Genomic DNA, 11,105 nt, shown 5'->3' with positions numbered 1-11,105 from the left:
ATTTAAAGGATGAAACATGAATATGATCAACATAAATTTCGGTCTGTTGTTTATCAGGTTGGGGCTTGGAGTTTGTCTTTTAATGCACGGAATTTTTAAGCTTACTCACGGCATAGACGGCGTAAAATCGATGCTAGTAGCTAGAGGAATTCCGGATTTAGTGGCTTACGGCGCATACGTAGGCGAGGTGCTGGCGCCAGCGATGATAATCATAGGCGTATTTTGCCGCATAGGCGCTCTACTTGTGATCGCAAACGTGCTCATGATAATATATGTCCTACACACTCCGTTGAGCGCGCTTACCGGTGTGGGCGGATTTGAGCTGGAAATTGTATATTTGTATCTTTCTGCTGCGATCTGCTTAGTGATCTGCGGCGGCGGAGAGTTTGTACTGATTAGAGATTAAAATTTAGTTAAATTTACGTTTCTGTAAGTTTAAACAAAGTATAATCCAAATCTTTTTGAATAAATTTTTGTGAAAGGAAAGATGTGCCAACCATAAATCAATTGGTCAGAAAAGAGCGCAAGAAGCTTACCGAGAAATCGAAGTCTCCCGCGCTAAAGAATTGCCCTCAACGAAGAGGAGTTTGCACTAAGGTCTACACCACGACCCCTAAAAAGCCAAACTCTGCGCTTCGTAAAGTTGCCAAAGTAAGGCTTACTAGCGGATTTGAAGTCATCAGCTATATCGGCGGTGAAGGTCACAATCTACAAGAGCACTCCATCGTGCTAGTTCGCGGCGGTCGCGTAAAGGACCTACCGGGCGTTAAATACCACATCGTCCGCGGTGCGCTAGATACTGCAGGCGTTGCAAAACGAACCGTTGCAAGATCAAAATACGGTGCTAAACGACCTAAAAAATAGTTTAGCCGAAACAGACCGGCACTAGATTTTGCCGAGTTTGAGTAAAATTTTAAAATTTGAAGGAATAAAATGAGAAGAAGAAAAGCTCCCGTTAGGGAAGTTATGCCTGATCCGATTTATGACAGCAAAGTAATCACAAAATTTATTAATTCGCTTATGTTCGACGGCAAAAAGAGCGTCGCTACCGAGATTATGTACGGCGCCTTAAATTTCATCGACAATAAAGGCGGCGAGAAAAAAGGTATCGAAATTTTCAACGACGCCATCGATAACGTTAAGCCTTTGATGGAGGTAAAATCTCGTCGTGTAGGCGGCGCAACTTATCAGGTTCCGATCGAGGTCAGGCCGGCTCGCCAGCAGGCTCTAGCTATTCGCTGGATCATCTCTTTTGCGAGAAAAAGAAGCGAACGCACGATGATAGAGCGCCTGGCTTACGAGCTTATGGACGCCGCAAATTCTAAAGGCTCTTCATTTAAAAAGAAAGAAGACACCTACAAGATGGCGGAAGCCAACAAAGCTTTCGCGCATTATCGTTGGTAGGAGGGCATTATGGCAAGAAAAACCCCTTTACATATGGTTAGAAATATCGGTATTGCCGCCCACATCGATGCTGGAAAGACGACTACAAGCGAAAGAATTCTATTTTTTACCGGTATGAGCCATAAGATCGGCGAGGTTCACGAGGGCGCCGCTACGATGGACTGGATGGAGCAAGAGCGCGAGCGCGGCATCACGATCACGTCTGCCGCTACCACATGCTTTTGGAATAATCATCAGATAAATTTGATCGACACTCCGGGTCACGTTGATTTTACTATCGAAGTCGAGCGCTCGATGCGCGTTTTAGATGGTGCGGTAGCAGTATTTTGCTCTGTAGGAGGCGTTCAGCCTCAAAGCGAGACCGTTTGGCGTCAAGCGAATAAATACCATGTTCCGCGCATTATTTTCGTAAATAAAATGGATCGCGTCGGCGCAAATTTCTATAATGTCGAACAGCAGGTAAAAGATAGGCTCAAAGCACATCCTGTTCCTATTCAAATTCCGATCGGCGCTGAGGACGATTTTAAAGGCGTTATCGATTTAGTCACTATGAAAGCGCTCGTTTGGGATGATAGCAAGGGTCCTTCTGCTCCCGAGATCGTTGAAATTCCTGCCGAGCTACGAGAAAAAGCGCAAGAGTACCGCGACAAGATGATTGAGGCGGTAGCAGAGACTGATGAAGCTTTGATGGAGAAGTATTTTAACGGCGAAGAGCTAAGCGTAGAAGAGATTAAAAAGGGCATCAAGAAAGGTTGCTTAAGCCTAAGCTTTTTTCCTATGCTATGCGGTACCGCGTTTAAAAATAAAGGCGTGCAACCTTTGCTAGATGCGGTCGTAGATTATCTACCTGCGCCTGATGAAGTGCCTGCGATTAAGGGTCAGTATGAGGATGGCAGCGAGGTTCACGTAAGCTCTACCGACGAGGGCGAGTTCGCGGGTCTTGGATTTAAGATTATGACCGATCCTTTCGTAGGTCAGCTTACCTTTGTACGCGTTTATCGCGGTGTTTTGGAAAGCGGCAGCTACGTCGTAAATACCGGCAAGGGCAAAAAAGAGCGCATCGGCCGCTTGTTAAGAATGCACTCAAATAAACGCGAAGAGATCAAAGAGCTATATGCGGGCGAGATCGGCGCTGTTGTGGGTTTGAAAGATACCCTTACGGGCGATACTCTAGCTAGCGAAAAAGATAAAGTAATTTTAGAACGTATGGAATTTCCTGATCCGGTTATTAGCGTAGCAGTGGAGCCTAAAACCAAAGCCGATCAAGAAAAAATGGGTATCGCGCTTCAAAAATTGGCGCAAGAAGATCCGAGCTTTAGGGTCGCGACTGACGAAGAGAGCGGACAAACTATCATTTCGGGAATGGGCGAGCTACACCTTGAGATTATCGTAGATAGAATGCTTAGAGAATTTAAGGTTGAGGCCGAGGTCGGACAACCGCAGGTCGCATATCGCGAGACTATCCGCAAAACGGTCGAGCAGGAATACAAATACGCCAAGCAATCGGGCGGTCGCGGTCAATACGGTCACGTATTTTTGCGCCTAGAGCCTTTGGAGCCGGGCACCGGATATGAGTTCGTAAACGATATAAAAGGCGGCGCGATTCCGAAAGAATATATCCCTGCGGTCGATAAGGGCTGCCAAGAGGCGATGCAAAACGGCGTTTTGGCGGGCTATCCGGTCGAGGACGTGCGCGTAACGGTCTATGACGGAAGCTACCACGAAGTCGATAGCTCCGAAATGGCGTTTAAGCTCGCCGCTTCTATGGGCTTTAAAGAGGGCGCTAGAAAAGCGGGTGCCGTGATCTTGGAGCCTATGATGAAGGTCGAGGTAGAAACCCCTGAGGAGTATATGGGCGACGTCATCGGCGATCTAAACAAGCGCCGCGGACAGGTCAATAACATGAGCGAGCGTGGCGGTAACAAGATCATCGATGCATTTTGTCCGCTTTCGGAGATGTTCGGTTACTCGACCGATCTGCGCTCTCAGACGCAGGGTCGCGCGACCTATTCGATGGAATTTGATCACTACGACGAGGTTCCTAAAAACGTAGGCGAAGAGATCATCAAAAAGCGCAACGGCTAAGCTTAACGAGCGCTAGGGCGCGGCGATAACTTTATCGCCAACCCCGGCGCTTCTTAAATTTTAAAACAGCACTTAAAATTTAACCCGCTTTACGAGCCGAAATTTAAACTCGAACTTTAGCTCCAAATAAATCAATCCATAAATTTTGATTTCTGTAGATTGCAAATTTAGATCAAAAAATTTCAATTAAATTTAAAAATCCAAAGCATAACTTAAAATGCGCCCATGATGCCGCGCCTATCATTTTACTAGAGATTTATTCATTCGCGGATAAAGCGCGTGCGGCGCTATCGCGCTTTGATTTATATTCACGGACGAAGTCGCCGCAAGCGGGATCGCGCAAATAGGGCGAAATTTTACCTTCGGCGTAGCCTTAAGGCGGAGCGCAACTATCATAGACCTATATCGGATCGCAATCACCAGTGCTTTATGCTAAGTCGCGGTATTCTCGGGCACTTTAATTGCACCGCCGCTTTACGCCGTAAAATTTTATCTTCGAGCAATCTACGCGCCGTTCATATAGGCCTAGCTAACACCCGAGCTCGCTTGTTTTCAGATTTAGTAGGTGCCTGCTTTCACGGGCTTATAATGCGCCCGTTTTAAATATTTCAAAACAAAGGAAAATCATGCAACAAACCAAATTACAAGGCGTAAGCGTTAGCCTTTCAGGCAGCGAGCTTAAGCTTGGAGATAAGGCGCCCGAGCTCAGCCTGGTCGCGGCCGATCTTAGCGAGGTCAAAGTAGGCGGCGGCACGGGCAAGGCACAGGTCATCATCGCCGTGCCGTCCCTGGATACGGACGTGTGCGCGACCGAGACGCGCAAATTTAACGAGCGCGCCGCGAGCATAAAAAATACCGAGGTTTTCGTGATCTCGATGGACCTGCCGTTTGCCGCGAGCAGGTTCTGCTCGACCGAGGGGATCAAAAATTTACGCGCCCTAAGCGACTTTCGCGATAAGGAGTTTGCGCGCGCATACGGCATGCTGATCGCGGACGGCGCGCTTGCGGGGCTAACGTGTCGCGCGGTTTTCGTCGTGGACGCCGCAGGCAAGATCGCCTACAAGCAGATCACGGACGACATCGTAGATGAGCCCGATTACGACGCGGCGCTCCATGCGCGTGAGCTTGCCTATGCAGCCGTAGCGGTTATCTAGAAAGCCCCGCACGCCCTGCTTATCCTCGTCTGCAAGCTTACCCTCGTCTCTGATCGAGCAGGCGCACATTATCGCCGCGTACGAACAGATCGCGCGAGCGATGACCTCGTCTTTTTCGCGCGGAGTGATCTCGCTCGTCTCGTACCGTAGCGGCAGATGATCTATATACGGCACGCCCTGCGATTTTAAAATTTCGATGCTTATATCCTTGCGCTCCTGCGCGGTCTTGCCGATCTTTGCGGCGTTTGCGCTATTTTTGCCGCCTTTTTTGAAAAAATCTGAAAATGCCATGAGCTCTCTTTAAAATTTTAAACGCATTTTAAAACAATCGCGCAAAATTTCAGCTTACGGCGACGGGACGGATTTTTAAATTTAAGCTCAAACCCAAGCTTTGCAAATCGGACGGAAATTCCGCGCCTCGTCTTGCTAATTTATACGGCGCCGCGCAGGCTCGCCCGCGCCGCTAAATTTAAAGCCGCCGCTTTGAAAAATTTTAGCGGCGAATTTTATCAGCCAACTTTGCTAAATTTCAGAGGCAAATTTTATTAAATTCACGCGCGCCGTTTGGGGTTAAAATTCTACGCCGCAAGCCCTTGAGGCCGTATAAATTCAGACCGCATAAATTTAAAGTCGCGTTAAAATTTAGACCCGCCGCTCGCATTGCCTGTTTTTAAAATTTGTCGACACCGCCTAGCTTGGACGCCGCCCTTTGCTCGCGCTATCGATGCCGCCCGTTTACGGCGTCGTAATATTCGGTAGTTTGTCGTTGTTCAGATCAAATTTCAAAATTTTACCGCCCGCGCAGCGCTTCGCGTAAAAATAATCTTTGTAAAAAGAAGCGCCGCAGCGAAGCCCGCGACCGATCGCTTCGTCGTTTTTGAGTTTGTTTTTGATCGCGGCGAAAATTTTCCGAATAGCTGCGCCCGGATTTTTTGCGACGAGCCGCAGTACGATCATCTCTACAGCTTCTTGCGTCTCCCGTCCGCCCGTACCTTCGATGATGCTTCGATATAGATCGTAGTAAAATATCTTTGCGGGCAATTCAGGCTTTTGCGGCGGTTTTGACGAAATAAAAAAAATTTAAGCTTTGCCTCAGGTCGGTTAAGTTTCGGCGGCCGCCCGCATCGATTTTTACGGCACTATAAGCGCCGCCGCTTTTTTGCACATATACCGTCCCGCCGCAGCCGGCAAGGATGTCCGCGATATACGGAATAAAATCGCCGAGCGGCATAAGAAGGTGGACGTGGGGCATTTTATCTGCGTTTTAAATTTTACTCTTTATGGCTTCGGCGATCGCGCGCCGCTTTAAATCGACGCTTATCTTTTGATCCGCGTCCGCATAAGCAAAGCACGCTTTGCCGCGTAAATTTAAAAGCGGCGCCCGAATTTAGCCGAGCGCCGCAATTAAAATTTAACCGATTCGCGTATTCAAACTAGCGGTGCCGTCTGGCGCACCTCTTGGTTAAATTTGAGCAGGTGCGATCAATACTTAAACGAGCTGCCCGGCTCGATCAATTTAACCTTTTGCTTATAGTTCATCTTTAGCACCGCAGCAGGCCCTAGCACGGTCGCCTTCTCGCCCTCAAGCCAAAACGCCGTACCCTCCGGCATCGCATAAACGGTCGATTTTTGATTAGCGATCAAAAATTCCTCCAGCCTCTCCTCTCTGCTCTCGCCGTTGTGCCCCGCAGGCTTGCCCGAGATGAAGTGCGGATTGATCTGGTACGGGAAGATGTTGAAGGTATTAAACGACTCAGGCTCGATGATCGGCATATCGTTCGTCGTCATCATCGTAGCGCCCGCGACGTTCGAGCCCGCGCTCCAGCCGATATACGGCGTTCCGTCCTCGACCATTTTGCTGATTAACGCGATGAGATCGTTTTCATACATATCGTGCACGAGCTTGAAGGTGTTGCCGCCGCCTACGAATATGCAATCCGCACTCGCGACCTCCTTCGCGGCGTTTTTAGCGTGATGGACGCCGACGATGTTTAAGTTTAAGCTCGCAAGCGCCTCTTTGACGCGCTTTTCATATTCGTCGTAGCTTCTGCGTAGGCTCGCGTAAGGGATGAAAACGATCTTTTTGCCCGCGAGATTGTTTTCCTGCGCAAATTTACCGATCCACGCCACCGCGTGCGATAGATACTTCGTGTCCTTGTAGCCCGAGCTTGAGAGCAGCAGCGCTCTTTGCTTGCTATGATCGCGCTTGGAGAGCTTAAACGCCTTTTCGCTCGCAGCTAGTTCGCTCGTGCTGAGCATCGCAGCGCCCGCCGCCAAAGCGGCTACCTTTAGTAGGTTTCGTCTTTGATTTTGCATCTTTTCTCCTTTAAATCAAAGTTTGTATTTACTTTGAAATTATATTCCTTTACATATAAAGAGGGGCTGAATATTCGGTTTAAATTTCGCTTGCGCGCAGGTCTCGCCAAGGTAAAATTTTAAACTATTAAATTTCGAAATTCGACGAGACGCCGCGTCGTAAAATTTTAAAAGCGCGGCTAAATTTAATGAAATTCATGGCGCCGGCACGAGGTTAAATTTAGCGAAATTTACGCTTCGTCCTTCGGAATATAAGTGCTTCGATTAAACAGATAGCACGCTACAAAAACGAGAAAACAAAGCGATAACACATTTGAGCCGCTCAAAAACAGACCTATTATCCTCTCATTATTTTTAGCGATCAGCGCCGCTATTATGAGCGTAAGTGGATAGAGGATCAAAGCTACGCTGGCTAAATTTTCAATCGTAAAAATCGTCAAAGAAAGGCGCTGGTTTTTTATGAGAAGTTTGCTGTATTTTTTCGTAGGATAGCTCTTTAGATAAATTCGCGTAAAAATATATGGCAAAATCAGCACCGCAGCAAGAGAAAAAAGCCCACCCAGAACGTTATTCACAAAGCTTGCAAACTACGAAACTAGAACCATAAAGCCCACAAACGTCACGCTAGAGCGTCTGATAAGTCTATGCGTGTCGTAGCGATTTTTTAGATTACGCGGTAAATTTTTAAATTTTGCGTCCAGGTCGTTTAGTTCGGTTGGTCTTTCCTCTGCGGATTTTGCGCTTTGAGTCGCCAGATCGGACTCCCTGCGTAGATCTGAAGCCCCGGACGCGGGCGTATATGAGCTTTTATTGAAAAAATAGCATATCGCAAAGATTAACAAGCAGATTGGAGCCACTAAGAGACCGTATAAAAATGCATAAATGCCATATCCTCCGTCATTATCTTCGACGAAAAATGACCCCAAAATAAGCAGAATCGGATATAAAATCAAAACTATACTGGCAAAATTTTCGATCGTAAAAACCAAAAAACTATCCCCTTGATCCTTAATAAAAAGGTTGCTGTATCGCTTAGTCTTAGTGCATCTTAAAAAGCAGATCGTCGCGCATATGGGCAAAACTATTATCGCGACATCACGAATATATATAAAAATTTCAGATGATAATTTTATACCGATATTTGTAAAAAATGACTCTAAATATGTTTCCAATATCATCGAAAAATCAAAAGTAGCAAACGTCGATGACCAATACGCCATAATCGCGCGCCTGATAAATCTATGCTTATCGTATCGCTTCTTTAAATTTTCCGGGATTGCGGCAAATTTCTCGTCCAGCTCTTTTATATGTGCTTAAAATTTTTCGTCCACAGCTCACTCCTTTTGCGGCGCTAAATTTTAGAAATTATATCGAATTTAGCGCTGCAAAGCGGCTAAAATTAGGTCTAAATTTAAACGCCAAAGAGTATAATCGTACCATGGTTTTAACGCAAAATTTGATCTATGAAATTTTACCCTTGTGGAGGAGATCCCCGCGGGCAGGGTGGCATCATACGGACAGATCGCGCGCCTGATCGGGCTGCCCGCTCACTCTCGGCTAGTGGGGCGCGTGCTCTCGCAGGCGGAGCTCTACGGCGACTACCCGTGTAACCGCGTCGTAAACCACTCAGGCGCCTTGGCGGCGAGCTTTGCGGCTCATCGCAAACTGCTAGAAGCCGAAGGCGTGGAATTTAGAGGCGAGCGCGTCTGTATGAAAAAGCACCGCTGGGAGTGCTAAGGCCTAATCGCCGCAGCCTGAAGCACGGAATTTACGGATCGTTTGAAGCGCAAAATTTTAAATTGTCCGCGGCATGGAATTTTAATTTATAAAATTTTAGATCCGCGCAGGTTTAAGCGGCGTAGCGGCAGCGCTGCCGACTGCTAAGAGCCTGCGAGCTTCATTTGTTTGTAGATGCGGCGCAAATCATCATGCGTGAAAAGATAAAATTCATCTTTTTTGCGCGGCGGCTTAAATGCTGCACTAAGCGGCTCCTCGGCATCAGTCCGCCGCAGTTTTACTAAGCAGATGCGACGCCGCCTATTAGTTTTCTTGTCGCGCCCGTTTCGACGCCGCTTGTAGATTTTTGGCTATCGCAGATTTTGCAGCGGCCGAACTGGCGGCCGACCTATCCGCCCTCGGCGCGTTAAAAATTTTAAATCAATGCGGCTTCTGCGGAAGACGGAGAAAAGCGGCGAAATTTTAAAATTTATTTCAGATTAAACGAAAGCCTATATAATCGGCAAAGTTTCATTTGAAAGGTTAAATATGTCTAAACTATCAAAACTCCCGACTCCCGATATCGCCGAGCGCGGCGCGTTTTTCCCGTCGCCGTTTTCGCTGTCACAGTTTACGGCGCCCGTGAGCGATCTGGCGGATTTTAATTACGAGAAAAAATACGACGGCGATAAAAAAATCCTCATCATCGCGGCCGACGAGCGGTATTTGCTGATGGACAACGGGACTTTTTTCTCCACTGGCAACCACCCCGTCGAGACGCTCGTGCCGATGTATCATCTGGCGCAGGCGGGCTGGGACTTCGAGATCGCGACGCTCTCTGGAAATCCCGTAAAATTCGAGTTTTGGGCGATGCCTGCGAAGGACGAGCGGCTCAAGGGCTTTTTTTGAGAGCTACGCGACTAAATTTAAAGAGCCTAAAAAGCTCGCTGATATCGTAAAGAAGGGATTTGACGAGTATTTTGCGCTCTACATCCCGGGCGGTCACGGCGCGCTGATCGGGCTTGACGAGAGTCGCGACGCAAAGGCCGCGCTAAAATGGTTTCATGAGCAGGGCAAATACATCATCACGATCTGCCACGGCCCAGCCGGGCTGCTAGCCGCGGCACTTGACGAGGATAAGTTTTTGTTCGAGGGCTACGAGCTCGTGCTGCTGCCAGACGTCATTGACCGCACCTCGCCGGGTATTGGCTACATGCCGGGCCATCTGCGTTGGTATATGGGCTCGCGGCTAGCAAAACTTGGGATGAAAATCCTAAACGAAGGTATCGACGGCGCCGTGCACAAAGACCGCAACCTGCTCTCGGGCGGATAGTCCGCTAGCGGCCAATAACCTCGGCAAGCTGGCGGCTAGAACGCTTTTAGAGTCGCTGTAAATTTTACGCCGCTAAGGTCGGCATCTCGGCATAAAATTTTAATTTTTACGCGGCGGAAAAATTTAAAATTTCAAAGCGTGCCCGCTTCGGCTTTAAATTTAATGATCGCCGTCCTGCGCGCGGTGTAATCGTTTAAAATCGCCGCTCGCCTTCGATTTGCAAGCGATGCGCTGTGCAGCGTCTAAATTTAAGTATTCAAATTTTATCGCACTTTTGCGACCTTTCAAATTTTGCCGCGTTGTCTCATAAAGCGGTGCCTTTCGCGGGCGTGAAAAGCCCTCGCATATCGACGCCTTCTAGCTGTAGCAGCTTTATTTTTCTATCGATGCCGCCCGCATAGCCCGTGAGGTTGCCGTGCGCGCCTATGACGCGGTGGCAGGGGATGATGATCGAGATTTCGTTGTGCCCTACGGCGCCGCCCACGGCTTGCGCGGACATCTTCGCTAGCCCGCGCGCTGCGGCGATTTCGCGCGCGATCTGCCCGTAGGTCGTGGTTATGCCGTAAGGAATTTTAAGCAAAATTTCCCACACGGCGCGCCTAAACGCCGAGCCCACGGGATTTAGAGCAGGCGTAAAACCCGGCTCGCGTCCGCTAAAATACAGATCGAGCCAGCGCCTAGTTTGATCGAAAACGGCCAGATTTTTCTCCTCGAAGTAGCCGCCTTGCTCGTTCGCGCAGAATTTTACGTCCGTGCCGCTCTCCGCTTCTGCTGCGAAATCGTGCGTGTTGTACTTTTCATATGCGCCGCTCGCCGCTTTTGCCGCAGTATCATTCTTTTTCAACGCCGCAATATCGCGCTGTGTTTTGCTCGCGGCGTGCTGCTCTTTTGCGAGCAGATCATCGTCGCCCCGCTTTTCGCCTCTAGCGCATGACCTTTCTCGTAGCAACCCTCTCTCGCAGCGGTATCTGTTTTTGCCGCAATATCGCGCGTGTAGAATTTGCCGTCTGCGCCGCTTGCCGCGAGGGCATGCGCGTAGTATTTCTCGCCCTCGAACCACAGCCCGCAAAGCCCCGCCTCATCGCCCGCGAGCGTGA

At 48.6% G+C, this 11,105-nt stretch carries 15 protein-coding genes and 2 pseudogenes; 9 read left to right on the top strand and 8 right to left on the bottom strand.

Translation table 11 applies throughout. From position 1 onward, the window contains the following. Positions 1 to 16 precede the first annotated feature (16 nt). The 5 genes from Q0257_RS10135 to tpx all read left to right on the top strand — a co-directional run bounded on the left by Q0257_RS10135 (position 17) and on the right by tpx (position 4,643). Positions 17 to 406, top strand: coding sequence for a DoxX family protein (locus Q0257_RS10135; RefSeq protein WP_005872615.1), 390 nt, complete (start codon positions 17 to 19; stop codon positions 404 to 406). An 83-nt stretch (positions 407 to 489) separates the two neighbouring features. Continuing rightward, positions 490 to 864 carry a 30S ribosomal protein S12 gene (rpsL, locus tag Q0257_RS10130; RefSeq protein WP_291939381.1) on the top strand — a complete coding sequence of 125 codons (375 nt, stop codon included), beginning with the start codon at positions 490 to 492 and terminating at the stop codon, positions 862 to 864. Between the two features lie 69 nt (positions 865 to 933). Next, positions 934 to 1,404 carry a 30S ribosomal protein S7 gene (rpsG, locus tag Q0257_RS10125; protein WP_177386837.1) on the top strand — a complete coding sequence of 157 codons (471 nt, stop codon included), beginning with the start codon at positions 934 to 936 and terminating at the stop codon, positions 1,402 to 1,404. 9 nt (positions 1,405 to 1,413) lie between these two features. Then, positions 1,414 to 3,489, top strand: coding sequence for an elongation factor G (fusA, locus tag Q0257_RS10120; RefSeq protein WP_005872609.1), 2,076 nt, complete (start codon positions 1,414 to 1,416; stop codon positions 3,487 to 3,489). Between the two features lie 626 nt (positions 3,490 to 4,115). Next, positions 4,116 to 4,643 (top strand): thiol peroxidase, encoded by a 528-nt coding sequence (tpx, locus tag Q0257_RS10115; protein WP_298024560.1) that lies wholly within the window; start codon positions 4,116 to 4,118, stop codon positions 4,641 to 4,643. 6 nt (positions 4,644 to 4,649) lie between these two features. On the opposite strand, the pseudogene Q0257_RS10110 reads toward tpx, so the two are convergent. From Q0257_RS10110 to Q0257_RS10085, 6 genes and pseudogenes are all read right to left on the bottom strand, one after another. Then, positions 4,650 to 4,934: pseudogene (locus Q0257_RS10110) on the bottom strand (DUF4272 domain-containing protein); the annotation flags it as partial. 444 nt (positions 4,935 to 5,378) lie between these two features. Next, entirely contained in the window at positions 5,379 to 5,684 is a 306-nt protein-coding gene (locus tag Q0257_RS10105) for a hypothetical protein (RefSeq protein ID WP_298024558.1), read from the bottom strand. 1 nt (position 5,685) lies between these two features. Continuing rightward, a complete protein-coding gene (locus Q0257_RS10100) occupies positions 5,686 to 5,895 on the bottom strand; it encodes a hypothetical protein (protein ID WP_298024556.1) in 210 nt (69 codons plus the stop codon). Between the two features lie 230 nt (positions 5,896 to 6,125). Then, positions 6,126 to 6,959, bottom strand: coding sequence for a dipeptidase PepE (gene pepE / locus Q0257_RS10095; RefSeq protein ID WP_298024554.1), 834 nt, complete (start codon positions 6,957 to 6,959; stop codon positions 6,126 to 6,128). A 230-nt stretch (positions 6,960 to 7,189) separates the two neighbouring features. Beyond that, positions 7,190 to 7,534, bottom strand: a complete 345-nt coding sequence (locus Q0257_RS10090; RefSeq protein ID WP_298024552.1) for a hypothetical protein — start codon at positions 7,532 to 7,534, stop codon at positions 7,190 to 7,192. A gap of 12 nt (positions 7,535 to 7,546) precedes the next feature. Beyond that, positions 7,547 to 8,179 (bottom strand): hypothetical protein, encoded by a 633-nt coding sequence (locus Q0257_RS10085; RefSeq protein ID WP_298024550.1) that lies wholly within the window; start codon positions 8,177 to 8,179, stop codon positions 7,547 to 7,549. 259 nt (positions 8,180 to 8,438) lie between these two features. Between Q0257_RS10085 and Q0257_RS10080 the strand changes: the two genes are divergently transcribed. The 4 genes and pseudogenes from Q0257_RS10080 to Q0257_RS10070 all read left to right on the top strand — a co-directional run bounded on the left by Q0257_RS10080 (position 8,439) and on the right by Q0257_RS10070 (position 10,008). Beyond that, a complete protein-coding gene (locus tag Q0257_RS10080; protein WP_298024548.1) occupies positions 8,439 to 8,696 on the top strand; it encodes an MGMT family protein in 258 nt (85 codons plus the stop codon). Positions 8,697 to 9,224: 528 nt separating this feature from the next. After that, entirely contained in the window at positions 9,225 to 9,584 is a 360-nt protein-coding gene (locus Q0257_RS10075; RefSeq protein WP_298024546.1) for a hypothetical protein, read from the top strand. Next, positions 9,550 to 9,789, top strand: a pseudogene (locus Q0257_RS13115) (DJ-1/PfpI family protein); the annotation flags it as partial. The gene Q0257_RS10075 and the pseudogene Q0257_RS13115, both read left to right, overlap by 35 nt. A 30-nt stretch (positions 9,790 to 9,819) precedes the next feature. Next, entirely contained in the window at positions 9,820 to 10,008 is a 189-nt protein-coding gene (locus tag Q0257_RS10070) for a hypothetical protein (protein ID WP_298024545.1), read from the top strand. 304 nt (positions 10,009 to 10,312) lie between these two features. On the opposite strand, the gene Q0257_RS10065 is transcribed toward Q0257_RS10070, so the two are convergent. Beyond that, positions 10,313 to 10,852 carry a methylated-DNA--[protein]-cysteine S-methyltransferase gene (locus Q0257_RS10065; protein ID WP_298024543.1) on the bottom strand — a complete coding sequence of 180 codons (540 nt, stop codon included), beginning with the start codon at positions 10,850 to 10,852 and terminating at the stop codon, positions 10,313 to 10,315. Beyond that, the coding region (locus Q0257_RS10060; RefSeq protein ID WP_298024541.1) for a hypothetical protein at positions 10,849 to 11,105 on the bottom strand (257 nt) is incomplete at its 5' end. The genes Q0257_RS10060 and Q0257_RS10065, both read right to left, overlap by 4 nt.

This window comes from uncultured Campylobacter sp. (genome assembly GCF_938018035.1).
Classification (GTDB): Bacteria; Campylobacterota; Campylobacteria; order Campylobacterales; family Campylobacteraceae; genus Campylobacter_B.
Note: the sequence above shows the minus strand (reverse complement) of the source record. Positions and strands in the feature narration are given on the sequence as shown.

Coding starts and splice junctions, on each gene's coding strand:
- Q0257_RS10135 (WP_005872615.1), top strand. CDS start 17: ATGAATATGATCAACATAAATTTCGGTCTGTTGTTTATCAGGTTGGGG.
- rpsG (WP_177386837.1), top strand. CDS start 934: ATGAGAAGAAGAAAAGCTCCCGTTAGGGAAGTTATGCCTGATCCGATT.
- fusA (WP_005872609.1), top strand. CDS start 1,414: ATGGCAAGAAAAACCCCTTTACATATGGTTAGAAATATCGGTATTGCC.
- tpx (WP_298024560.1), top strand. CDS start 4,116: ATGCAACAAACCAAATTACAAGGCGTAAGCGTTAGCCTTTCAGGCAGC.
- Q0257_RS10100 (WP_298024556.1), bottom strand. CDS start 5,895: ATGCCCCACGTCCACCTTCTTATGCCGCTCGGCGATTTTATTCCGTAT.
- pepE (WP_298024554.1), bottom strand. CDS start 6,959: ATGCAAAATCAAAGACGAAACCTACTAAAGGTAGCCGCTTTGGCGGCG.
- Q0257_RS10085 (WP_298024550.1), bottom strand. CDS start 8,179: ATGGCGTATTGGTCATCGACGTTTGCTACTTTTGATTTTTCGATGATA.
- Q0257_RS10075 (WP_298024546.1), top strand. CDS start 9,225: ATGTCTAAACTATCAAAACTCCCGACTCCCGATATCGCCGAGCGCGGC.